General features: G+C 71.1%; 14 protein-coding genes and 1 pseudogene. 8 read left to right on the plus strand and 7 right to left on the minus strand.

Annotation, left to right across the window (positions count from 1 at the left end):
- Positions 1-44: 44 nt before the first annotated feature.
- Positions 45-2,474: an endonuclease MutS2 gene (locus IPG72_09060; protein MBK6769141.1), complete on the minus strand. Its 2,430-nt coding sequence runs from the start codon at positions 2,472-2,474 to the stop codon at positions 45-47.
- Between the two features lie 226 nt (positions 2,475-2,700).
- On the opposite strand from IPG72_09060, the gene IPG72_09065 reads away from it, so the two are divergent.
- The 5 genes from IPG72_09065 (at position 2,701) to IPG72_09085 (ending at position 10,962) form a co-directional block, all read left to right on the plus strand.
- Positions 2,701-2,937 carry a helix-turn-helix domain-containing protein gene (locus tag IPG72_09065; GenBank protein MBK6769142.1) on the plus strand — a complete coding sequence of 79 codons (237 nt, stop codon included), beginning with the start codon at positions 2,701-2,703 and terminating at the stop codon, positions 2,935-2,937.
- 14 nt (positions 2,938-2,951) lie between these two features.
- Entirely contained in the window at positions 2,952-3,974 is a 1,023-nt protein-coding gene (locus tag IPG72_09070; GenBank protein ID MBK6769143.1) for a LysM peptidoglycan-binding domain-containing protein, read from the plus strand.
- Between the two features lie 128 nt (positions 3,975-4,102).
- Positions 4,103-5,299 carry a LysM peptidoglycan-binding domain-containing protein gene (locus IPG72_09075; protein MBK6769144.1) on the plus strand — a complete coding sequence of 399 codons (1,197 nt, stop codon included), beginning with the start codon at positions 4,103-4,105 and terminating at the stop codon, positions 5,297-5,299.
- Between the two features lie 84 nt (positions 5,300-5,383).
- Positions 5,384-7,285 carry a hypothetical protein gene (locus IPG72_09080; protein MBK6769145.1) on the plus strand — a complete coding sequence of 634 codons (1,902 nt, stop codon included), beginning with the start codon at positions 5,384-5,386 and terminating at the stop codon, positions 7,283-7,285.
- A complete protein-coding gene (locus IPG72_09085) occupies positions 7,282-10,962 on the plus strand; it encodes a VWA domain-containing protein (GenBank protein ID MBK6769146.1) in 3,681 nt (1,226 codons plus the stop codon). Before IPG72_09080 ends, IPG72_09085 begins: the two co-directional genes overlap by 4 nt.
- Before the next feature lie 40 nt (positions 10,963-11,002).
- Here the strand turns inward: IPG72_09085 and IPG72_09090 are convergent, their stop codons facing one another.
- Positions 11,003-12,328, minus strand: coding sequence for an exo-alpha-sialidase (locus IPG72_09090; protein ID MBK6769147.1), 1,326 nt, complete (start codon positions 12,326-12,328; stop codon positions 11,003-11,005).
- Between the two features lie 198 nt (positions 12,329-12,526).
- On the opposite strand from IPG72_09090, the gene IPG72_09095 reads away from it, so the two are divergent.
- Entirely contained in the window at positions 12,527-15,295 is a 2,769-nt protein-coding gene (locus IPG72_09095; protein ID MBK6769148.1) for a hypothetical protein, read from the plus strand.
- A 54-nt stretch (positions 15,296-15,349) separates the two neighbouring features.
- On the opposite strand, the gene IPG72_09100 is transcribed toward IPG72_09095, so the two are convergent.
- Together IPG72_09100 and deoC are read right to left on the minus strand one after the other, a co-directional pair.
- Positions 15,350-17,917, minus strand: a complete 2,568-nt coding sequence (locus IPG72_09100) for an aldehyde dehydrogenase family protein (protein MBK6769149.1) — start codon at positions 17,915-17,917, stop codon at positions 15,350-15,352.
- 161 nt (positions 17,918-18,078) lie between these two features.
- The gene (gene deoC, locus IPG72_09105) at positions 18,079-19,164 is read right to left on the minus strand and encodes a deoxyribose-phosphate aldolase (protein MBK6769150.1); all 1,086 of its coding nucleotides are present in this window, start codon (positions 19,162-19,164) and stop codon (positions 18,079-18,081) included.
- Positions 19,165-19,305: 141 nt separating this feature from the next.
- On the opposite strand from deoC, the gene IPG72_09110 reads away from it, so the two are divergent.
- Together IPG72_09110 and IPG72_09115 are read left to right on the plus strand one after the other, a co-directional pair.
- A complete protein-coding gene (locus tag IPG72_09110; GenBank protein ID MBK6769151.1) occupies positions 19,306-19,941 on the plus strand; it encodes a peroxiredoxin in 636 nt (211 codons plus the stop codon).
- 48 nt (positions 19,942-19,989) lie between these two features.
- Positions 19,990-20,211, plus strand: coding sequence for a CPXCG motif-containing cysteine-rich protein (locus tag IPG72_09115; protein MBK6769152.1), 222 nt, complete (start codon positions 19,990-19,992; stop codon positions 20,209-20,211).
- A 30-nt stretch (positions 20,212-20,241) separates the two neighbouring features.
- Here IPG72_09115 and IPG72_09120 read toward each other — a convergent pair whose 3' ends face one another.
- The 3 genes and pseudogenes from IPG72_09120 to IPG72_09130 form a co-directional block, all read right to left on the minus strand.
- A complete protein-coding gene (locus IPG72_09120) occupies positions 20,242-20,922 on the minus strand; it encodes a hypothetical protein (GenBank protein MBK6769153.1) in 681 nt (226 codons plus the stop codon).
- A gap of 358 nt (positions 20,923-21,280) precedes the next feature.
- Positions 21,281-23,611: a DEAD/DEAH box helicase family protein gene (locus tag IPG72_09125; protein MBK6769154.1), complete on the minus strand. Its 2,331-nt coding sequence runs from the start codon at positions 23,609-23,611 to the stop codon at positions 21,281-21,283.
- A pseudogene (locus IPG72_09130) lies at positions 23,608-24,661 on the minus strand (virulence RhuM family protein). The gene IPG72_09125 and the pseudogene IPG72_09130 overlap by 4 nt, the downstream one beginning before the upstream one ends.
- Positions 24,662-24,663: the final 2 nt, after the last annotated feature.

Raw genomic sequence — 24,663 nt, forward strand, 5'->3', positions numbered from 1 at the left:
AGGCGGGGGTGGGGCGGGGGGTGGGGGCGGGGGTGGAATCCGGATCAGTCGAAGTACACGACCGTGGCGCCGTCGCCCCCTTCCGTGCGATCGCCGGGCCGATGGCGCTTCACGGACCGGTTGGCGGTCAGGCGCTTCCGAAGCGCGGTCTTCAGCGCACCGGTGCCGTGGCCGTGGATGATGCGCAACCACGGCGCACCCTGCAACAGCGCGCGATCGATCCGGGTGTCGACGATGTCGAGCGCTTCCTCGACCCGCAGGCCGCGCACGTCGACCTCGGTGGCCGGCCCCGAGCCGGCCGAAGGCTCCGGCGCGAGCGGCACCGACGATCCGCGCTTGACGCGCGACGCCGAATCAACCGGCGGTTCGCTCGGCGCCGCCGCCACGAACTCGAGGTCGTCGAGCGAAACCGCCATCCGCATCCGCCCGAGCTGCACGTGCGCCGAGTCGCCGTCCACGGAAAGGAGCGTCGCCAGCTGGCCGAACGAGCGAACGCGCACGCTGTCCCCCGGCGACCAGTCGTCCACGTCGGCCGCGCCGCCCGGCCGTACGTTCTCGGCCGTCAGGATGTCCTCGATCTTCGCCAACCCGCCGAGGATCTCGGCGCGCTCGGCAGCAAGTTCGGCCGCCGACGGCGCTCCCGCTGCCGGCGCCTCGACGACGACCGTGCCGGCGCGCGCGAGGGCCGCCGCCCGCTCGGCGCGCTTGAGGAGCCGCGCGATCGCCTCTCTGGCCGCCTCGAGTTCGTCCTGCGCCTGCGCCCGCGTCGTCTGGAGGACCGCGGCGCGTTCGGCGGCCAGACGATCCACACCCTCTTCGAGCTCGGCCGCCCAGCGGTCGGCCGTCTGGCGCTGTTCCGTCGCCGCGGCACGGTCTTGGATGGCGGAGCGCCGGGCGGCGCGGATGTCGGCCAGCAGCTCCTCCATCTCGACCTCGCTCGTCGCCAGCCCGCCCCGCGCCGCCTCGACGATCGCGCCGGGCAGGCCGAGCCGCTCGGCGATCGCCAGCGCGTTCGAGCGGCCGGGCAGTCCGATCGTCAGCTCGTACGTCGGGCGGAGCGTCTCGAGATCGAACTCCACCGAGGCGTTCGCGACGCCCGGCGTGCCGTAGGCATAGGCCTTCAGCTCGGTGAAGTGGGACGACGCCACCGTCGCCACGCCGCGCGCCCGGAGCGCCTCCAGAATCGCGCCCGCGAGCGCGGCGCCCTCGGTGGGGTCGGTGCCGGCGCCGAGCTCGTCGAGCAGGACGAGCGAGCGCGGCGTCGCGTCGTGGAGGATCCGGACGATGTTCGTCAGGTGACCGGAGAACGTCGAAAGGCTCTGCTCGATCGACTGCTCGTCGCCGATATCGGCGTACACGGCGTCGAAGACGGCCAGCTGCGCCCCGTCGGCGCACGGGACCTGGAGGCCGGCCTGCGCCATGAGCGCCAGCAAGCCGACCGTCTTGAGCGTCACCGTCTTGCCGCCCGTGTTCGGGCCGGTGATGACCATCAACCGAAAGTCGTCCCCGATCCGCACGCCGATCGGCACGACCGTTGCCCCGTCGAGCAGCGGGTGGCGCGCGGCCTCGCACCGAAGCATCGGCGCCGCGGCGTCGACGATCTCGGGCGTCACCGCTCGAAGCTCTCGGCCGTACCGGGCCGCCGCGAACGCCAGATCGAGATCGCCGAGCGCCGCGACGGTTTCGGCGATCGCATCGGCCTCGACGGCGACGGCCTCCGAGAGCGCGCGCAGGACGCGCTCGACCTCGCGCTGCTCCTCGACGGTCAGCTCGCGGTGGGCGTTGCCGTTGTCCACGACCGCCAGCGGCTCGACGAACAGCGTTGCGCCGCTGTCGGACGTGTCGTGGACAACGCCCGGCACGCGGGAGCGGAAGTCGGCCTTCAGCGGCACCACCCAGCGGCCGTTGCGCTGCGTCACGAGCGCGTCCTGCAGGTACTCGCGGGCCGCGCCCTTCACGAGCGCCTGCAGCTGGCGGGCGATCCGATCGTGGACGACCTTCAGCTGCCGCCGCACGCGCCGCAGCTCAGGCGACGCGCTGTCCAGCACCTCACCCGCCTCGTCCAGCGCCTCGCCGATCGCATCGTGCACGGCGGGACACGGGTCGATCCGCCCGGCCAGCGCCGCCAGTCCCGGCCAGCGGGCGTCGTCGTGGGCGATCGCCCGCTTCAAGCGGCGCGCGACGGCGAGCGTGGCGCGCACCGCCAGCAGCTCCGCCGGCTGAAGCACGCGGCCGCGCGCCGCTCCGGCCACCGCGGCGCGAACGTCCTGCGCGCCCTCGAGCGTCGCGCCGTCGCGTCGATCGGCGAAAGCGCGCGCTTCACGCGTGACGGCTTGGCGGGCGCGCACCTCGACGGCGTCGGCGGACGGCCGGAGCGCCAGCGCCAGCTCGCGACCGACGTCGAATGCGGCGTGGCCGGCGAGACGCGCGACGATCTTGTCGTACTCGAGCACGCGCAGCGTTTTCGGGTCCATCGAGCCAACTCCGTCCGTAACGTCGACACCAATTGGGTCCGACTTAAGAATTCCAATCTGTCAGTCACTACACAAGGAAACGGAATTGCCTATTGACAAGCCGGTGGTCAACAGGTACACTGGCGGGCGAGCAACCGCTACCAGCTCGGCCCAAGCCATAGCAAGCACTAGCATGACCGAGCATCACGTAGCTGCGCGAGCCGGAGCGCTCAACAAGGGACGGCCTATGCCCGAGTTTTATTCTACCCAGGACGTCGCCGACCGCCTCGGGGTCAGCATCTTCACGATCCGGCGCTACATCCAATCCGGCAAGCTCGATGCGGTCAAGCTCGAAGGCGGCTACCGCGTGAGCCGGACGGCGCTGGATCACTTCCTTGCCGAGCGCGCCACGAGCGGACTGTCCGCTGAAGGCCGCGTCGACCCCGAACCGTCCGTCCACCCGTTCGCTTCCACCCTACCCTGAGGAGCCCCATCACCATGCGCACGATCATCCGGACCGCCCTGTTGGCCATCGCGCTTGTCGCGTTCGGCCTCCTCGACAGCCGCGGCGCCGCAGCCAACAACGGCGGCGTGCACGTCGTTCAGGCGGGCGAGACGCTCTACAGCATCGCCGCCAGCTATGGCGTGAGCGCCGATGCCATCGCCGCCGCGAACGGGATCATGAATCCCGACTACATCCGCGCCGGCCAGTCCCTGTCCATTCCCGGTGCGGCAATGCCCGGCCCGGGCGGACCGTGGGAGGTCGAGTCGCATCAGTGGGGCGGTCGCTACATCGTCAAGCCGGGCGACACACTCTACAGCATCGCGTGGCGCACGGGCACGAGCGTAAGCGCGATCATGGCCGCCAACGGCATCGCCAACCCCAACGTGATCTACGCCGGCCAGGCGCTGACGCTGCCGGGCGGTGTTCAGCCCGATCCGGGCGGCCCCGGTCCCGATCACGGCAAGCCGCAGCCGCAGTGCGGTTACCGCACCACGGTCAAGGGCGGTGACTCGCTGTCGGCGATCGCGTGGCGAACCGGAACGACGATCAACGCTTTGGCGCGGGCGAACGGAATCGCCTATCCGTACCTCATCTACCCCGGTCAGCAGCTGCACGTCCCGTGCGCCGACGGCCGCCCGGGCCAGCCGCACAAGCCCGGCCCGCGCCCGACGGCCCGCCCGACGGCCACCGGCCTCGTGCCGGCCGCGTGCCACCGGAACATCCAGATCGTCGATCCGCTGAACCTGGGGCACGTGTCCGGCACGCTCTACGTCATCGGCACGGCCGACATCCCGAACTTCCAGTTCTACAAGCTCGAGTACGCGCGCGGCACGACCCCGCTGAACTCCGAGTTCCACTCGATCGGCGAGACGATCCGCCAGCGCGTGCGCGACGGGATGCTCGGGGTCTGGTACCTCGGCAACATGCCCGCCGGCGACTACGTCCTGCGCCTGACCGCCGTCGACAACACCGGCCAGTTCCCGACGCCGTGCAGCGTCCGGGTGAAGGTGAACTGATCGACGGCAGGACGGCGTCGACGACGATGGCCGGTCGCGCGGTCGCAGGCAGGGGCACGGTATGCCGTGCCCCTGCCCGACGATTCGTGGCGCAGACCGAGGGTCACGTCAACGCAACGGCCCGCGTCGTGGCGCGATCACTTGCGGTCGCCGCGGCGGTCGTCGCCGCGGGCCTGTGGTCCGTTGCGGCCCCGGCGGTGCGGGCCCAGGCGCCGAGCGCGGCCACCCTTGCCGCGACCGGCGGGGCGTCGACCGAGGCATTCGGTCTCCACGCGGTCCATCCGGGGGAGACGTTCTGGCAGATCGCGGCGCGCTACGGGATGACGGTGGCAGACGTTGCCGCGCTGAACGGCCTCCGCCCGACCGCGCTCCTCCTCCCCGGCCGCTCGGTGCGTGTGCCCGTCGAGCGCGCCGCCAACGCGCGGGCGGCATCGCCGGCCGGACCGGCCGGTTCCGGCGAGGCAGCGCGCACGCTGCAGGCCGACGTCGGCGGCGCGTCCGGCGGCGACGGCGACGCCGCGTCGGCCACACCGTACGAGGTCGTCCTCGGCGACACCTTGTACGCGATCGCGGATCGCTTCGATGCCGACATCGAGGCGATCAAGCGGCGCAACGGCCTGCCGGCGGACGGATCGATCTACGAGGGGCAGACGCTCCAGATCCCGTCACCGCGCCCGGCCTCGGCCCAACCGGTCGACGCGGATGGCGACGGCAAGCCGGATCCGGCCGCGGACACCGACGCGGGCGCCCGCGCCGGCAGCGGCGCCGCCGTCCGGACGACGGACACCGTCACCGTCGCGTCCGGCGAGACGCTCAGCAGCATCGCCGCGCGCTACGGGACGACGGCGGCGGCGCTCATGCGCCTGAACGCCCTGGGCGACGACAACATCTATGAGGGTCAGTCGCTGCAAGTGCCGCACGCGGGCAGCGGCGTGTTGGCCGGCGTCGGCGCCAAGCGGATCGAGGTCGACGTGAGCGACCAGCGGATGTTCGTCTGGGAAGGCGACAACCTGGCGTTCAACTGGACGGCCTCGACCGGCCTGGCGACGCATCCGACGCGCACCGGCTCGTTCGCCGTGCAGAGCAAGGAGCCGAACGCGTGGTCGAGCGCGTGGGAGCTCTGGATGCCGCATTGGCTCGGAATCTACTGGGCCGGCGGTTCGGAGAACGGGATCCACGCCCTGCCGATCCTCAACGGCACGACGCTGTGGGGCGGCCTGCTCGGCTCGCCCGTGAGCTACGGCTGCGTCGTGCTGGACACGGCGAACGCCGAAGCGCTGTTCAACTGGGTGGACATCGGCACGCCGGTCGAAATCCACGACTGAGCGGACAAAGCCCAAAGCGCATTGCTCCGGTGTTGAAGGGGCCGTATACTCGGCCCTTACGCCCACCGCCACAGGAGCGCGCAGATGCGCTTGTCCTTCCGCTTCGCCGCCGCCCGCCGTCGCGCCCCAGGCCCGATCGCCGTCGGCGGTCTCGTCGTCATGTCCCTCCTCCTGCCATCGAACGCCGCGCGCGGCGCGACGATCCAGGTCTGCGCGTCCGGCTGCCGCTACACCGCCATCGCCCCGGCGCTCGAGGCGGCGGCGGACGGTGACGTGATCGAGGTCGGCGCCGGGACGTACGCCGGCGGCATCGTCGTCACCAAAGCGGTCACGATCCGCGGCGCCGGGCGCACCGAGACGATCATCTCGAGCGCCAAGTCGGCCACCGTGGCCCTTCAGAACCTCCTCGGTCGGAGCACGCTGGAGTCCGTCACGGTCTCGGGCGGGATCGGCTTGAACATCGACCAGCGGCGCTACGGCGGCGGGATCTACGTGAAGGGCAAGTCGGCGACGATCAAGGATGTCCTCGTCACGGGCAACGGCACGGAGCGCGGTGTCGGCGTGACGTACAACGGCGGCGGGATCTACCTCGATGCCGGCGACGTGACCATGACCGACGTGCACGTCGTCGGCAACCGGGCGACGAACTCGGGCGGCGGCGTCGTCGTGAACATCGATGCCACGCTGACGATGAACGGCGGGCGGATCGCGGACAACGAGGTCAAGAACGCGGACGAGTCCAACCCCGAAACGGACACGAACGCCCGCGGCGGCGGGATCTACGTCGAGGATCGGACGACGCTGACGGGCGTCGAGATCAGCGGCAACCACGCCGCCGCGTCAGGCGGCGGGGCGAACGTCGCCGGCGTCGGGCGGCTCACGCTGACGGACTGCGTCGTGCGCAACAACCGCTCGCACCAAGGCGGCGGGATCTACAACACCGCCACCGTCACCATCGTCGGCGGTCGGATCGAAGGCAACACGGCCTCCGGCGAGACAGAGGGTTCGTCCGCGGGCGGCGGCGACGGGCTCGCGTCCGGCGGCGGCGGCCTCCTGAGCTTCGGCACGGCATCCCTCGAAGCCGTCACCGTCGCGAACAACGCATCGATGTCGAACGGTGGTGGTTTGGTTTCGATCAAGGGATTGGGCGGCACGCAGTTCGGCCGACTGACGGCGTCCCGCTGCACGATCACGGGCAACACCGCCAAGGCGAGCGGCGGCGGGCTGTACGCCGCCAACGACGATCCGAACGACACGCTCGGCGCCGAGGTCACCGTCGATCGGTCGACGCTGTACGGCAACACGGCCCTCGACGGCGGCGCGGCCCTGCTCGATTTCGGCCGGCTCGAGTTCCGCGACAGCACGGTCGTGAACAACAATGCGCTGGGCGACGGCGACGGGCTGATGACGAACCAGGACAACGCGCTCCGGGTCGGCAGCACGATCCTGTCCAACGAGGCGAACGGCGCCAACTGCTTCAACAAGATCGCCTCGCTCGGCAACAACATCGACTCGGACGGCACGTGCGCCTTCGCCAACCGTGACGACACCGTCTCGACGCAGCTCGAACTCGGGCCGCTGGCGGACAACGGCGGACCGACGCACACGCTGTCCATCGGCCCGAACAGCGCGGCGATCGACATGGGCAACCCAGGCCGCTGCGCCCAGAACCCGCTCGACCAGCGCGGCGCCGTCCGCCCGGTCGACGGCGACGGCGACGGCGTGAAGCGCTGCGACGTCGGCTCGTTCGAGTTCGGCGCCGAGATCGCCGGCACGGCCACCCCGACATCGACCCGCACGCCCACCGGCCAGAGCACGAACGCGACGCCGCGCACCGCGACGCCCACCCCGAGCCGCACGCCCACGTTCGTCATCGGCTCGCCGTCGCCGTCGCCGACGTTCGTTGAAGGCGAGCCGACGACACCGCCCCCGCCGACGACCCCGGTCGCGGGGCGATCGTTCATGCCGTTCGCCAACAAGCCATGAGGATCGCCGCACCGGTCTGCACCGCCTGCGCGGCGATCACCCTGCTGGCGGTGATCGGCACGAACGCCGACCGTCGCCGGCACACCGCCGCGCAACCCGCCACCCTCGCCGCCCGCGCCGACGCCGCGTGCCGCACGACGCACCCGATCGTCGCCGCCGTCGTCCAGACGCGCGGCCTCTCCGCCGCCGCGCACGCCGCCGCGCCGGCCGTCGTCGCCGTCCACGCCACGACGCCGGGCGAGCCGGCGGCGCCCGAGGTGCTGGCGACGAACGGGCAGGTCGGTGCGGTGTACGGGCTGGCGTACGATCCGGCGGCCCGCGCCCTCTTTGTCGCGGCCCACACGCGCCGCGGCGGGGCGTTCGGACCCGGCGGACCGGGCATGATCTACCGGATCGACCTCGACTCGGGCGCCGTGGCGCCGTGGCACGCCCTGGCCGCCGGTGAAGACGTGCATGCCCCCGAGCTGGCGGATCACCCGACGGCCGACGACACCGCGGCGATGCGCTGGGTCGGCCGGATCGGCTTGGGGGACATCGAGCTTTCCGACGACGGCACCGCACTGCACGCGGTCAACCTCGGCGACCGGCACGTCCACACGCTGGCCTTGGCCGACGGCGCGGCCATCAGCCGCTTCCGCGACAAGCAGCGGCGCGACCAGTTCGACGACTCCCTTCACCCATTCGCGCTCGCCACATCCGGCGACGACCTCCTCTTCAGCGTGACGGACGGCTACGACGACGACTACCCGCCGCGCCAAAAGGCCGCCTGGGTGTACGCGGCGCTGCCCGATGGGAACAACCGACGCACGACCGCATACGCGGAGTGGGCGTACGCACCGCGCTCGCCCGCCTGGGGCGCGTGGGACGACAAGGTGACGGCCGTCGACCAGCCGTGGCTCGTCGACGTCGCCGTCCGCCCGGGCGGCGCGCTCGTCCTCGGGATGCGCGACCGGACGGTGGACATGGCGCCCGACCGCGTGCTCGATGCGTCCGACCCCGCCTACCGGAGCGTCGGCGAGCTCTTCGCGACGCGCTTCCAGGGCATCACGTGGCGCGCCCAACCCGATACGACGTTCGACACGCTCGGCCCCGACGGCCAGCACGCCGCGTTCGGCGCCGTGGCCATCGTGCCCGGCCTGGACGTCGTCGTCGCGCCGACGCTGCCGCTGCGCGCCACCGGCGCGGTGTCGACGACGGCCGTGAGCACGACCACCGTCGGCCTGGCGTGGTTCGACGCCGCGAGCGGGCGCCGGATCGCTTGGACGCCCCTCTTCGATCCCACCGACATCCCCGGCCTCGCCCTCGAGGTCGGCGCGGGCGACGTCGCGGTGCTCTGCGGCGCGACGCCGCCGTCCGACGTGAACCTGCCCGCCACCGCCACCGCCGTCGGCGCGCCGATCGCCACCGCGACGGCAATCGCCCGCGGCACGGCCTCCGCCGTGGCGAGCGCGCTCACCGCCACGGCCGCCCCGTCCGCCTTCGCCGCCACGCAGACCGCCCACGCCCCGACCGAGATTGCCCGTGCCACGGACGCGCGCGCCACGGCCACCGCGATGGCGCCGACGGCGTGGGCGCTCGAGACGCAGCGCCCGGCGGCGCAGACGGCGGTGGCCGGCACGGCCACCGTGGTCTCGGCCAAGCTGGCGACGGCTGCGCCGGCGATGGCGACGCGCCTGCGCGCCACGGCGCTGGCCACGCGGCCGGCGGTGCGGCGCAACGCGGTCGTACAGGCTCGGGCGACGATCCGTGCCTCGGACGCCAGCGACAATCCGTACCTGGCCGTGGCGAATCACGTCCCGGTTCTCGACGCGGCCGGCAACGCACAGAACGACGCATGGATGGCCGCGGAGCCCGTCGTCATCGCGTTCAACAACAGCGAGCCCGAGGACATCCTCGAGCACCACACCCTGGCCTGGCACGACGAGCTCGGCGCCGTCTTCGGCATCGCATCGGACATCGGGCGCGAGCAGCTCTACGTCGGGGCGTTCGTGAAGCGGGTCACGCAGCTCGGTCCGCTCGGGCCGGGCGGCATCTACCGCATCGACCTGCCCTCGGGCGCCGTCGAGCCGTTCGCCGTCTTGAACGCCGGCGCCGATCCGCACGACTTCAGCCGGGACTTCGACGTCGCCACGCGAAACCAGGTCGGCCGGATCGGGCTCGGCGACCTCGAGTACGCGCCGGAACGGGACGAGCTCTTCGCCGTGAACCTGAGCGATCGGCTGATCTATCGCTACCACGTGCCGGACGGTCGGCTGCTCGGCGCCTTCCCGCACGGCGCGATCCTGGAGCGCTGGGCGCGCGACGCCCGCCCGTTTGCCCTCGGCTGGCACGACGGCCTCCTGTACCACGGCGTCGTCGACGAGGCCGGCGATCCGCCGGCGGCCTACGTCTACCGCTCGAACGCCGACGGCAGCGACATGGCCGAAGTCGCGCGCCTGCCGCTGGACTACCCGCGCGCGCCGATGTGGGCCGACGGCGCGGCCGGCCGGCGTGAACCGAGCGCGATGCTCGTCGATCTCGAGTTCCGCAACGACGGCGACCTCGTCATCGGCCTGCGCGACCGGATGGGCGACAGCGAGGTGCAGGTCGTCGGCAGCGGCGACATCATCCTGACGACGCGGGTCGGCGATCGCTTCGTCCCGCTGCCGGCGCCCGAGCTGTACAACGACACGATCCTGCACCAGGAGACCGCGTTCGGGTCGCTCGCCGCCATGCCGTGGCTCGACCAGGTGGCGAGCACGGCCGTCGACCCGATCACGGTCAACTCGAACGGCACGCTGTGGTACGACAACACGACGGGCCAGTGGCTGCGCCGCGAAACGATCCACGCCGGCCTCGTGCTGACGTTCGCCAAGGCGGCCGGCCTCGGCGACATGGAGAGCCTTAACGTCGCGCCGACGCCGACCCACACGCCGACGCCGACGGACGTCTACACCCGGACGCCGTCCCCGTCGCCCACCCTGACGCTCACCCCGCCCCCGACCGTCACGCCGTCCCCGACGACGGGCCATTTCGAGATCTACCTGCCGCTGGCCCAGCGAATGCACTGCGTCCCGTTCGAGACGCGCACGGACGTCGTCCTCGTCCTGGACATGAGCACCTCGATGTACCGCCTGACGCGCGGCAACCGCACCAAGCACGACGCCGCCGTCGATGCCGCGCACACGTTCGTCGGCCTGATGCGCTTCGTGCCGGACGCCAACGGCCGGCGCGACCGCGTCGGCGTCGTCGGGTTCAACAACGACGCCTGGGTCGGCACGCTCCTCACGAGCGACCGCGCCGCCGTCGACGGGGCGCTGGACGGCCTGGCGCGCGGGATCAAGGAGGGCACGCGCCTCGACCTGGCGATCGCCCAGGGCCAGGCCGTGCTGGACGCCACGCCGCGGGCGTCCGGCGTCGACCCCGTGCTGATCCTGCTCACCGACGGCCTGCCCAACCGCGTCCCGACGCCCGAAGGCGGCGGCCGCCAGGAAGACACCGTTCTGGCCGCCGCGTCCGCCGCGAAGGCCGCCGGCACGCGCCTGTTCGCCGTCGGCCTCGGTGAGACCGGCGACGTGTTCGAGAGCCTGCTCGACGGCGTCGCGTCGGGACCGGGCGACTTCTTCATGGCGCCGGACGGAGAGGACTTGGCGGGGATCTATCGGGGGATCGCGGGGCGTTTGACGGGCTGTCCGTGACGGATGGGCGGCGGATCGGGCGCGCGCCCGCCGCGGGCGGTCAGGGCGGGCTCGATCCGCTCGTGTCCGACCACGTCGCCACGTTCGCCCCCTTCCGATCGACCCACGCCAGCGCGACGCGGCCCTGCGGGCTCACGGCCAGGGTCGGCATGTTCGGCTGCCCGCGCGTCTTGTCGGCGCCGTCGGCGATCGCCACGGGCGGTGCGAAGGTCAGGCCCTTGTCGTCGGACACGGTGTGGTACAGGACGCGTCCGCCCTCGCCGTCCGCTTGCCAGGCCGCGTGGATCCTCCCGCCGGGGCCGAGGCCGATCGTGGGCAGGGTGTGATGCCGGGTCGTCGCGGCGTTTATCCGGACGTTCGGGCCGAACGTCGCCCCGCCGTCCGTTGAGGCCGCCAGCCAGACATCGCCGCGGCTGAGCGTGCCCGGCGGCTCGTTCCGGCCGTCCATCCACGCCACAAACACTTCGTCGGCGCGGACGGCGAGCGACGGGCCGGCGATCGGGCAGGCCTCCAGGTACCAGTGGGCGTCGCTGACCGGCGTCACCGGTTCGAAGGTCGCACCGCCGTTCGCGGACCGGATCAACGCCAGATCGCGCGCAAAGCCCTTTTCAGGATCGGCCGCCAAGCTGCGATAGGCGATCAGGACGTCCTCGTCGCGCGCCACCACATGCGGCTGACAGCACTCGCACGTCCCGTCGCCGAGGCGCTGCACCTCCTGAAACGAGCTTCCCCGGTCAACGGATCGGACGAACCGGAGCGCGCTGCCGTTCAGCCACGACAGGACGGGGTCGCCCTCCGCATCCAGCGCGACGGACACCATCGTCGTCTCGCCGGCCTCATCGGCGGCCGCCGTCGTGCCCGGAGCGAAGCTCCGTCCCCCGTCCGTTGAGCCCGCGTACCACACCGCCCCGCCGTTGCCGTCCGGCGGGAGTTCCAGCCACGCCACGCCCACCCATTCGCCGCCCGTGACCGCGACGGCCGGGCGCTCGATGGGCATCACGTGCACGGGCCGATCCCCGGTGGCCGGCACCGCTTCGCCAAACGTCCGGCCTCCGTCCTCCGATCGCGCGACGAACAGGCCCTCGCCCTGCCCGTATGCCACGACGACGCTCTCCGTGTCCGTCGCGGCGACGGCCACGGACCGGGCGCCCGGGAACGCCACAAGGGTGAAGCCCGGGATCGCAGGCGTGGCGAACGCGTCCGGCGGCACGGCCGCCTCGCCCGGGACGAACGCCGTTGCGGCCGCCGCCGTCGCGACGTCTGCCGGCGGCACCGAACGGTTGGCCGGTGCGTCGACGCTGCAGCCCACGACGAAGACGAGAGATGCCGCCGGCCAGCAGTTCGCCCAAACCCAACGCCCCCGCATGTCGCACTCCTCGATGGGGTACAGCGGATCGCCGGCGTAGCCAACGGGTCGACGCGGCCCCCGGTTCACACGCCCGTCGCGGGCAGAACGCACACCGCCTCGACAGCCGCCACGCACAGGGGTACCTTACGCACCGCCGGCCGCGCATCCGATCGCGTCCAGCGATGGACGGATGACCACACCCCGGCGGAGGATCCAATGAGCTCCTTCCTGTCCTTCCTGGCCGACCTCGTCGCCGTCACCGCCCCGATTGCGGCCATCGCCCTCTTGGTTGCCGTCGTCGTGCTGGCGAATCCCGAGCCTGCCGCCGCGCGCGACGCGGCGCCCCGGCCGATCGCGCGCTTCTGGGCATGGATGTGGGCGCGGCTGCGCGCCGTGCTCGGCAACCTGCGCCATGTGGTGCTCCTGCGGTACCCGCTGCTGCTCGGGCTCTTCCTCATCGGCATGCCGGCCATCGCTCTGCACACGCCGCTGCGGGACAAGATCGGCAACCTGCTCGTCGTCACGCCGGTCGAGCTGGCGTTCGCGACGTTCCTGGCCGTCGTCGTCGCCTGGATCATCGTCCGTACCGCCGCCCTGACGCTGAACTACGGCCCGGCGCGCTTCGACGTCCCGCCGTGGCCCGTGCTCCCGCCGACGCCGGCCGGGGGCAGGCTCGCGGCCGTCATCGCGTGGCTTGGGCGGAACGGCGTCGCCGCGGTCGCCACGCCGTTGATCCTCGTGACGGCGGTTCGGTCGTTGGCCGACGCGCCGTTCGGCGTGCCGGTTTGGCCGATTGTCGGCGCCGGCACGGCGGCCCGCGCGGCGGTGCTCGCCGGGGCGGTGATCGTGGGGGCGATCGGCGCCTACGTGGTGCGCGCGATCGTCGAGTTCCTGCGGATCGACCCGAGCCCGACCGACCGCACGATGCAGCGGCGGGCCGCCAAGGAAGCAGGCGAGATCCGCAGCCGTGTCACGGGCCTCGTGGAGCGGGCCGCCCGTTGGATGTACCGGGTCTGGTTCCGGTGGCTGGGCGACGGCTACGCCGAAAACGGCGCCGTGGCGAGCGGCCATCTGGCGGCGGTCGTCCAGTTCGGGCTGTGCCTCATCCTCTACGTGATCATCGGCGCCGCGTTCAGCCCGGCGAATCTCATCGATGCCCGCGGCGTCGGCTGGGCGCTGAACGGCTGCTGGAACACCGTGCCGTGGCTGTGCATGCCGACGCTGGGCTACCTGTGCATCGTGACCGGAGTGGCCGCGTGGACGTTCTCGGCGACGTCCTTCCTGTTCGACCGCTGGCGGGTGCCGCCGCTGCTCGTCCTGTTCGTGCTCTTCGGCCTGAGCGCCACGCTCATGCCGGCGGACCACTACTACCGCATGACGCGGTCCACGCTGCCCGGCGTGGCCGCGCGCGCGCCGGGCACGCCGTCCGATGGCGCCGGGTCCGACGTCGTGCCGTCGCCCGCATTCCCCAGCCCGGCCGAGATCGTCGGTCGCACGCTGGCGGCGCAGGACGGGCCCGGCCCAAAGCGGCTCATCGTCGTGGCCGTCAGCGGCGGCGGGATCACGTCGGCCGCGTGGACGGCGCGTGTCCTCACCGGCCTCGAGTCCGCCGTCGGGGAGCCGTTCACGGGCGCGCTGAGCGCAGTCAGCACCGTGTCCGGCGGCAGCGTCGGTGCGATGTACTACCTCGGAGCGATGAACGACCGCCGACCGCGCCCGGCACCTGTCCTCGAGGGGATTCGCGACGCCTCGGCGGCGCCGGGCATGCGCGCGATCGCGTGGGGCATCGCCTACCCCGACATCTGGCGCGCGGTCGCCCCGTACCTCGTCGGCCTCGTGCCGAACGGCCGCTACTTCGACCGAGCCTGGAGTGCCGAGACCGCCTGGGAGCGCGCCTGGACGCTGAACATCCGCGCCGCGGCCGGGCAGCCGGGGAACGCGCCGGACGTGGGTGCGGACGGCGCGGCGGGCTACGGGCGGCAGGGGGAGGCGCAGGAGACGTGGACGGCGAGCCCGGACGTGCCGTACCTGCTCGACCTGCGGCAGCGGATCGCCGAGACCGACCTGCCCGTGCCGATCTTCAACACGATGACCGTCGAGGACGGCCAGCAGTTCATCCTCTCGCCGGTGGACCTCCTGCCCAGCGGCACGAGCCCTCGGCGCTGCGGTGAGCGGGCGATCGAAGCGCCCGTGGCCGACGTTGCGCAGCGCAGCCCGGCCGGCACGAGCGCCGGCGCCCGGGCCGCCGACCCGCCGGAGCCGCTGCGCGATCGGCACTTCTGCACGTACCGTGAGACCTACCCCGCTGCCGACCTGCCGCTCGTGACCGCAGCCCGCCTCTCCGCCTCGTTCCCGTGGGTCAGCCCGGTCGCCCGCCCGTCCGCCAAGGACTGCCAGGACTGCGGACCGCTGTACCACCTGAGCGATGGCGGCTACTTCGACAACGACGGGCTGATCGGGGCGATGGCGTGGCTGGAACAGGTGCTGCCGACGTTCGCCGAACAGAGCCGCACGGCAGGCGCGGCCGGCGGGTCGGGCGCGTCGGGCGCGTCGCTGCCATCCACGCGCGAGATCCTGATCATCCAGATCCGCTGGGGCAAGTGGACGCCGGCGACCCTCGACGAGCTCAAGCCCGCCAAGGGCGCGCTCTTCCAGATGATCGGCCCGTTCCAGGCGCTCCTTCGTGCCCGGGGCGCCACACAGAGCTCGCACAACGCGCAGACGCTGCGCCTGATGAACGAGCGCTGGTCACGTGAGGTCCTCGAGCGCTACCAAGTGGGCGTCAAGATGGTCGACTTCGACCTGGCCGGCCCGCCACCGCCGGGCGGCAGCGCCGCCGAGCCGCCGCTGGCGTGGCAGCTCACGGACCGCGAGGTCGCGCAGATCAACGCGCAGTGGTGCGGGCCGGCGGTGATCGAGGGGGTGAACGAAGTGGCCAGGTATCTCGGGACGACGGCGGCGATGGGGTGTCCCGGAGGGCAGTGAGCCACCGGCACGGCCGTGTTGTCGTGTTGCCCCACATCGCGGCGCGACCCGTCGTCACGCCCCGTACGGCACCCAGATGTTCTTCACCTGCGACGCCTGCCGCATGAACGCCTGCGCGTCCGGCATGTCGCCGCCGCCCCAGGCGCCCGTGCGCCACGTGCGCTTCACGTTGCCGGCGCTCCGTCCTTCCAGGTCCGCGACGAGCCGGGCTTCGGCCGGATCATCGCTTCCGTTCTCGGCATGCCAGAGCAGCGCGACATCGTCGTGGTCCGCCAGCACCGGCGCGAGGACTTGTCGCGAACCGGTCACGAGGTTGACGGCGCCGGGCGGGACATCGGACGTATCGAACACCTGACAGAGGTCGGTCGCCAACAGCGGCCAGCGCTCGGACGGCACGGCGACGACGGCGTTGCCGGCGGCGAGCAGTGGCCCGACGAGCGTCGTGAGCGCGGCGAGGGGTGAACGGTCCGGCGCAACGACCGCGGCGACGCCATACGGCTCGTTCAGCGCCAGGACGAGCGCGCGCTGCGGAACGCTGTGGACGGCGCCGTCGTGCTTGTCGGCCAGCGCCGCCCACGTGAACCAGCCGCGCACGGCGTCGTCGACCTCGTCCAAGGCAGCCGCGTCGGCCGCACCCGTGAGGTCGGCGATCCGCGCCGCGAACTCGGCCCGGCGGGCCTCGAGGTTCTCGGCCACAAAGTAGAGCACCTGCGCCCGCCCCGGCCCGCCGAGCGCCCGCCATGCCGCCGCGCCCTTGTGCGCCGCCTCGACCGCGTTGCGGACGTCCTTGCGGTTGCCGTCGGCCACATGCCCGGCCAGGCGGCCGTCGGCGGTGTGGACCGGGCGGCTGTTGCCGCCGTCGGGGCGGGTTTGGCGGCCGGCGATGTAGTGCTTGGGGGTGCGGTCGAGGGGGGGGAGGGCGTTGCTCGTCGATGAGCCGATGGTGCCCTCATTGCCCGACGGCCAAAGGCCCTCTCCCCCCGACCCCCTCCCCCAAGTCTGGGGGAGGGGGAGGATGCTTGGCGAGGGGGGGAGGGCATCGGATCGCGGGACGCCTGGATCAACGGCGGCGTCTGTTCTGTCCGCTTCGTCGGCCCCTGATCCTCCCCCTCCCCCAGACTTGGGGGAGGGGGTCGGGGGGAGAGGGCCTCTCCGACCCCGCACATACGCCCACATCCCTTCCCGCCCCCCCTCGCGCCCGAACCCGCTCTCCCGATACCCCCCGAACCCGCTCGCCGCGTCGAACTGGTTCGTGCCGTTGATCCAGACCGTGCCCGCCTTGATCCGCTGCGCGGCGTCCAGCGCCACGTTCACGTTCTCCGTCCAGACGCTCGCCGCCAGGCCGAACGGCGTGTTGTTCGCCAGCTCGACGGCCTCTTCGGGGGTGCGGAAGGTCATCGCGACGAGCACCGGGCCGAAGATCTCGACCTGGGCGATCGTGCTGGCCGGCTCGACGTCCGTGAAGAGCGTCGGCGGGTAGAACCAGCCATCGGCCGGGACGGCCCACGACGGCTGCCAGCACGTGGCGCCTTCCGACACGCCTTGGGCGCACAGGCTGCGGATCCGCTCGAGCTGGACGGGGGCGATGATCGCGCCGATGTCGACCGCCTTGTCCAGCGGCGAGCCGACGCGCAGGCGCTCCATCCGCGCGCGCAGCTTGGCGTAGACGTCCGCGGCGATGCGCTCCTGGACGAGCAAGCGGGAGCCCGCACAGCAGACCTGGCCCTGGTTGAACCAGATCGCGTCGACGACGCCTTCGACGGCGCTGTCGATGTCCGCGTCGGCGAAGACGACGAACGGGCTCTTCCCGCCGAGCTCGAGCGTCAGCGCCTTGGTCGTGCCGGCCGTCGCCCGCCGGATGACCCGCCCGACGTCCGTCGAGCCGGTGAACGCCAGCTTGTCGATGCCCGGATGCGCAACGATGGCCTCGCCCGTCCGCCCGTCGCCCGTGACGATGTTCACGACGCCCGGCGGCAACCCGACGTCCTGGCAGATCTCGGCGAACAGCAGCGCGGTCAGCGACGTGAACTCGGCCGGCTTCAGGACGACGGTGTTCCCCGCCGCCAACGCCGGCGCGATCTTCCAGCTGAGCATGAGGAGCGGGAAGTTCCACGGGATGATCTGCCCGCACACGCCGTGCGGCCCGTAGCCGGCCGCCTCGAACTCGCTCTCGAACAGCTGCGCCCAACCCGCATGGTGGTAGAAGTGCCGCACGACGAGCGGCACGTCGATGTCCCGCGTCTCGCGGATCGGCTTGCCGTTGTCCAGCGTCTCGAGCACGGCCAGCAGCCGGTGGTGCTTCTGAACGTGGCGCGCGATGGCGTAGAGGTACCGCGCCCTGCCATGCCCCCCCAGCGCCGCCCACGCCGGCTGCGCCGCCCGCGCCGCCGCGACCGCCGCGTCGACGTCGGCCGCACCGGCCTGGGCGACGCGGCCGAGCACCTCGCCGGTGGCCGGGAAGTGCGTATCGAACCACTCGCCGGACGCGGGCGAACACCACTCACCGCCGATGAACAACCGGAATTCCGGCCCGCGCGCATCGATCCAGGCCCGCGCATCGGCGTCCGATTCGGGGGCGGGGGCGTAGTCGAGCGTCGAACCGACGGGGTCCGGTGCGTTCATCGCGCGTGCTCCTCATGCCGCCCCATACACCACCCCGCTGCCCACCGCATGTTGCACCCGCGTAGGGGCGACGCATGCGTCGCCCCTACGCGGGTGGATGGCGTGTGGGCCGGCGTGTGGGCCGGCGGGGTGGTGATTTGCGGGGCACGCGTCGTCATTCGTCACCCCAGCGGCATCTGGTGGCGGGCCGCGTATCGGCCCGTGGCGCGGTGCGAGAGTTGGCGTTCGATGTCGGCGAGGGCGCTGGAGGCGCCGATGCGGAAGGTGCCGGGGACGACGTGTTCGGGGCCGAGTTCTTCGCGGACGAGGATCATCCAGGCCAGGACGTCCTTGGCGGTGCCGATGCCGCCGGCGGGCTTGAGGCCGGCGGCGGTGCCGGTGCGTTCGGCGTAGGCGCGGATCTGGCGGGCCATCACGAGGCCGACGGGCAGCGTGGCGTTGACGGCTTCCTTGCCGGTGGACGTCTTGATGAAGTCGCTGCCGGCCATCAGGCAGACGCGGCTGGCGACGGCGACGTCGGTGAGCGTGCCGAGGTCGCCGGTGGCGAGGATGGACTTCATCAGGACGCCCGGTCCGCACGCGTCCTTGAAGGCGCGGACCTCGTCGTACAGGCCGGCCCAGTCGCCCAACAGGACGTGCGATCGGCCGATGACGATGTCGATCTCGTTCGCCCCGGCGGCGACCGAGGCCCGGATCTCGGCGAGGCGCGTGGCCATGGGCGACTGCCCGGCCGGAAAGCCTGTGGAGACGGCGCAGACCGGGACGGCCGTGCCGGCGAGTGCGGCGACGGCCGGCGCGACGAGGTTGTGGTAGACGCAGACGGCGCCCGTCGCGAGCGCGTCGGCGGCGGCATCGTCGAGGCCGAGCGCCGAGAGGAGGTCGCGGCGGACGGGGCGACGGGCCTTGATGCACAGGCGGTGGACGCGGCCGGGGGTGTCGTCGCCGGACAGCGTCGTGAGGTCGAGGAGGGTGACGGCGCGCAGGAGCCAGGCGGTTTGGGCGGCTTGCTTCACGCTGCGGCGCGTCGTCAGCGTGGCGGCGCGGCGCTCGACGGCGCTGCGGTTCACGCGGACGTCCAGCGCCCAGTCGAGGTCCAACGGCGTGCCCGGGTTGTCGGCGCGGTCGATCGTCGGGCGGGGCGCCGGAACGTCATCGGCGTCCTCACGGGGGCGCGCGTCGACGTGCGCAGCCGCCGGCGCGGCGATCGGCGGCGCGGCGGACGGTCGGCCGAGGCCGTTCGGATGCATCGCGCTGACGTGCGGCGGTGGCATTTCGGACATGGGCGCACTATATATCAATATCATGTCCGACCATGATCATGTCGGATCATGTCCGCATCCGATGAAGGCGCGCGCGCCGGCTTGAAGCAACGAAGGAGCACTCCCGGAATGGCCATTCACTTGGGCGACACCGCCCCGGACTTCACCGCCGAATCCACCGAGGGCACGATCAAGTTCCACGAGTACCTGGGCGACAGCTGGGGCATCCTCTTCTCGCACCCGGCCGACTTCACGCCGGTCTGCACGACCGAACTGGGCCGGGTGGCGGCGCTGAAGCCCGAGTTCGAGAAGCGCGGCGTGAAGGTCCTCGGCCTGTCCGTCGACGGGCTGGAGGATCACGCGACGTGGAGCGCCGACATCCTGGAGACGCAGGGCACGGCGTTGAACTTCCCGCTGATCGCCGACGACCACCGGGTGGTGGCCGACCTGTACGACATGGTGCCGCCGGCCGCGGCCAACAACCTGACGGTGCGGTCCGTGTTCGTCGTCGGACCGGACAAGAAGGTCAAGCTGACGATCACGTACCCGGCCAGCACGGGCCGCAACTTCGACGAGATCCTGCGCGTGATCGACTCGCTGCAGCTCACGGCGAAGTACTCGGTCGCCACGCCGGTCGACTGGGAGCGCGGGGAGGATGTGATCATCATCCCCGCCGTGACGGACGCCGAGGCGGACGTGAAGTTCCCGAAGGGGTACAAGAAGATCAAGCCGTACCTGCGCGTGACGCCGCAGCCGGATCTCTAACCGTTGCCCGGTTGGACAAGCGCGGGGGACGGCACAGGAGCGGACGCGATGGGACGGCTGGACGACGACGACCTCGACTCGTTGGACGACCTCGAGCAAGAGGTGTTCTTCCCGTGCCCATGGTGCGCCGAAACGGTCTCCGCGCTGGTGGAGCTGTCGGAGGCGACGCAGGACTACGTCGAGGACTGCGAGGTGTGCTGCCGGCCGATGACGCTGCACGTGTGGCGGAGCGGACGGCGCGTGCGGATCGAGGCGCGGGCCGGGGGGTGAGTCGACACGGCGGTTCGCCACCCGACGCCGCTACTTGATGATCTCAATCACCTGCCCCGCGCCCACCGTCCGCCCCCCCTCGCGGATCGCGAACCGCAGCCCCTTGTCCATCGCCACCGGTACGATGAGCCGCACCGTCGCGACGCCGCTCGAGCCGGGGGCGATGACGTTGCGGCCGCCCTCCAGCTCGATCTCGCCCGTCACGTCCGTCGTGCGAAAGCCGAACGACAGCGTCATCTTGTTGTGGAACGGGGTGTGCCGGCCGCCCTCGTCCTTGGCCGAGTGCAACATCGCCCGAAACTCGGCATGCGGCTTGATGGTGCCCGGCCGTACGACGACCATCCCGCGCCGGATGTCCTTCTTGTCGACGCCGTGCAGCGTCAGGCCGACCCCGTCCCCGGCCCCGGGGGGAACGCCGCCGGCATCGGGCACCGCGCCCTTGCGGAACATCTCGATGCCCGTGATCGTGGACTTGAGCGTGCCTTCGCGCATCCCGACAAGCTCGACCTCGTCCCCGACTCGTGGGGTGCCGGACTCGATCGTGCCCACGACGAGGACGTCGCCGGGGCACGCGTTCGAGAATGCGTACTCCACGGGCAGCAGGAACGGCGGCTCGGCAGGGGCGGCGTGAAGCACGCCGGCGCCGAAGTGGACGGCTAGGAATCCGGCCGCAAGGGCCAAGAGCGGCAATCGCACGCGCTTCGTCGACATGACAGCCTCCAGTCTGGGGGTCGGGGCCGCGATCGGACGCACGTCCGTCGGCGCATCGGCATGGCGTCGACACGATGGCCCGCGACCGGCCTCGGCAGCATAGGCCTGCGCGTGGCACGTGTCCACCAGGCGGACGGCGGATGGAGGCGCGGCGGTCCTAGGTAGGGATCGCCGAAGTCCTTGAAAGGAATCGCTTCAATCCTCTATAGGAATCGCGCCATTCCTTGGTAGGAATCGGGCTGAACCATCTGTGGAGTGGTCCACGTCCTTGGAAGGGGTCGGCGCGAACCGCAGCGGAGATCGCTCGACACCACGGATGGAAGCGCCGCCCCGCAACGTCGTCGGGCTCGCCTCCTGCCTATGCAGCTGGTCGTAGTTGGTACAGGTACTTCTGGAATCCCGCGAACACCCGCCCAATCTCCTCTGCCTCCCCGAGGTCAGCCAGCGCGTCGGCGATCGAGTTCTGGTACTTCAGCCGCAGCAACGGCGTCAGCTTGTCCTGGTCGAGCTCCTCCACCCCGACGCTGACGTAGTGCGACAGGACGAAGTCGAGAAACGCCTGCTGCTTGGCGTTGAAGTGCGCGCTGATGTCGACGCGCGCACCGGCGGCCCGCTCGCCTCGGGTCAGCGGCGCGAGCGCGTACGCCACGTGGGCCAGGACGTCGAACAGGTCGCTCTTCTCGGCGTCGATGATCCTTTGCATCTCCGCCAGCTGCTCGCCGCCGAAGCCCCGCTCTGCCAGCCCCTGCAACAGCTTCCGCCGCGTCTCGGGCGCACTCCAGAGGCTCCGCAGCTCCGTCTCGTCCTTGAAGAACTCGGGCAACCGCCCGAACAGCGCTTCCATGAACTGCTGCGCGGACATCGGCGTGCCGTCGGGGTGCCAGTAGGACGTGCTCATCATGTGCTGGATCGTGCGCGCCTTGCCGTCGGACAGGGTGACCTTGATGGTCGGTCGCTTGCCGTACTCGCCTTCAGGCTCGCGAACGGGCGCGACCGGTGGCTCCGGTGGGTGCACGGGGTATGGCAGCGGGCTTGCTTCCGGCTCGATCGGCTCGCCGTCCCACTCCGGATCCGCGAAGTGATGGTGTGCCTTCACGAAGTCGTAGATCGTGAAGTAGTCCTTGCCGTCGTAGAGGCGCGTGCCGCGGCCGATGATCTGCTTGAACTCGATCATCGAGCGGATCGGGCGCATGAGGACGATGTTGCGGATGTTGCGGGCGTCCACGCCGGTGGACAGCTTCTGCGAGGTCGTCAGGATCGTGGGGATCGTCTTCTCGTTGTCCTGAAAGTCACGCAGGTGCTGCTCGCCGAGCTCGCCGTCGTTGGCGGTGACGCGGTGGCAGTAGTTCGGGTCGGAGCCCGTCTTCATCTGGTTGACGAGGTCGCGCACGGCCAGGGCGTGGGCCTGGGTGGCGCAGAAGATGAGCGTCTTCTGGCGCTGATCGATGAGGTTCATGAAGAGCTTGACGCGGTAGGCCTCGCGCTCCTTGATCTCGATGAGCCTGTTGAAGTCCTTCTCTTCGTACCTGCGCCCGCTCTCGATCTCGCCCTCGACCAGTGTGTCGTCGGGCGTAAATGTGTATTCATCGATGGTCGTGGCGAACTGCACGACCTTGAACGGGGTCAGGAAGCCGTCGTTGATACCGTCCTTCAGCGAATACGTGTAGACGGGCTCGCCGAAGTAGGCGTAGGTGTCGACGTTGTCCTTGCGCTTGGGCGTGGCGGTGAGGCCGAGCTGCACGGCCGGCGCGAAGTACGCCAGGATGCCGCGCCAGTTGCTCTCGTCGTTCGCGCCGCCGCGGTGGCACTCGTCGATGACGATGAGGTCGAAGAAGTCGGGCGGGTAGTCGCCGAAGTAAGGCGACGGGTGGCCGTCCTTCTCGGGGCCACTCATGAACGTCTGGAAGATCGTGAAGAACAGGCTGCCGTTCTTGGGGACTTTGCCCCGCTTGCGGATGTCCTCAGGCGCGATCCGCACCATCGAGTCCTCGGGGAAGGCGGAGAAGGCGTTGTAGGCCTGGTTCGCCAGGATGTTTCGATCCGCCAGGAACAGGATCCGCGGCCGGCGTGACGGCTCTCGGCTCAGGTTCCAGCGGCTGTGGAAGAGCTTCCAGGCGATCTGGAAGGCGATGAATGTCTTGCCGGTGCCGGTGGCCAGGGTGAGCAGGATCCGCTGACGGTTGTCCGCGATGGCCTCCAAGACGCGGTCGACGGCGGTGTCCTGGTAGTACCGGCTGGGGTGCGACCCGCCCTTGTCCTCGAACGGCACGGCGGCGAAGCGGTCGCGCCACTCGTTCGCTTCGGCGAAGGTCATCGACCAAAGTTCGTCCGGCGTCGGGTAGCGCGCCAGCTCGCCTTCCTTGCCGGTCCGCATGTCGATGCCGTAGATCCCCTGGCCGTTCGTGGCATACGTGAAGCGGACGGCCATCTTGCCGGCATAGTTCTTGGCCTGACCCACGCCTTCGGTCAGGTGCTTGTGCCACGCCTTGGCTTCGATGACGGCCAGCCTGTGCGTTCGATGGACGAGCACGTAGTCGGCGGTGATCGGGCTGGCGCGTCGGCCACGGCCTTCGATGCGACCGGGCGAGATCGGGAACTCGCGCAGGATCCTGCTGTCCGGCACGACGCCCCAGCCCGCCTCCTTGAGCGCGGGGTCGATGTGCTCGGCGCGGGTCTCGGCTTCGTTCATGGCGTGGGGGGCCTTGGTTTCTTCCGTTTGGGCAGCTTCTCGACCTCGTCCGCGAGCTGCCTGAGGGTGTCGGACTCCGCTGCGTCTTCAAGCTGTGCACGCCGAAGGGCGGCGAAGCGCTCGTACGCCCGCTCGGCGATGGCATCTGCGCTGTCGCGGCTGACCTTGCCAGCGTCTGGCAGGATAGCGCGCTCGTTCAGGCGGAGGAAGTCGTCGAGACGGGTCTTCCAGGTCTCCATGAAGATCTGCTTGCGGCGGCGGGCTTGGTCTTCGGCGAAGTCGAGGAACATGACGACGATGCGGTTCAGTTCGGTGATCTCGGTCTCGCGGAGGTAGTTCTTGGCGACGGTGATGTCACCCTTGCGCACCACGCCGCCCTTCCACGTGGTCAGGCCCATGTTCGGCTGGGCGGCGTCGGCACGCTCGGCGATCAGCTCGGGCGCGGTCTTGCCGGTCACGGCGAAGTGCAGCTTGTTCTGCACGGTCTGGAAGAAGAGCTGCGTTTCCGGCTCGGTGGGTGTGTAGTCGGCTGCCAGCGCCAGGATCTCCCGCACCCGCAGGTACATCCGCCGCTCGCTGGCGCGGATGTCGCGGATGCGCTCGAGCAGCTCGTCGAAGTAATCCGTCTGCCCCTCGCCGGGCGGGTTCTTGAGCCGCTCGTCGTCCATGGTGAAGCCCTTCACCAGGTACTCGCTGAGGCGCGCCGATGGCCCACTGGCGGAATTGCGTGCCGCGTTGGCTGCGGACGCGGTAGCCGACGGCGAGGATGGCGGGGAGGCTGTAGTGGTCGATGTCGCGGGTGACCTCGCGGGAGCCTTCTATGCGAACGATCCGGAATTTCCGGATGGTTGCCTCGCGCTCCACCTCGCCCTCGTTGAAGATGTTCGCGAGGTGCTCGTTGATCGTCCGGACGTCCTTCTGGAACAGCTCGGCGATGAGGGACTGTGATAGCCAGATGGTCTCGTCGACGAATCGGCACTGGATGCGGGTGCGGCCGTCTTCGGTCTGGTAGAGGATGAGGCTGGATGAAGGGGGGTCAGGGACGGGCATGG

Origin of the sequence: Candidatus Avedoeria danica (genome assembly GCA_016703025.1) — a bacterium.
GTDB classification, from domain to species: domain Bacteria; phylum Chloroflexota; class Anaerolineae; order Epilineales; family Epilineaceae; genus Avedoeria; species Avedoeria danica.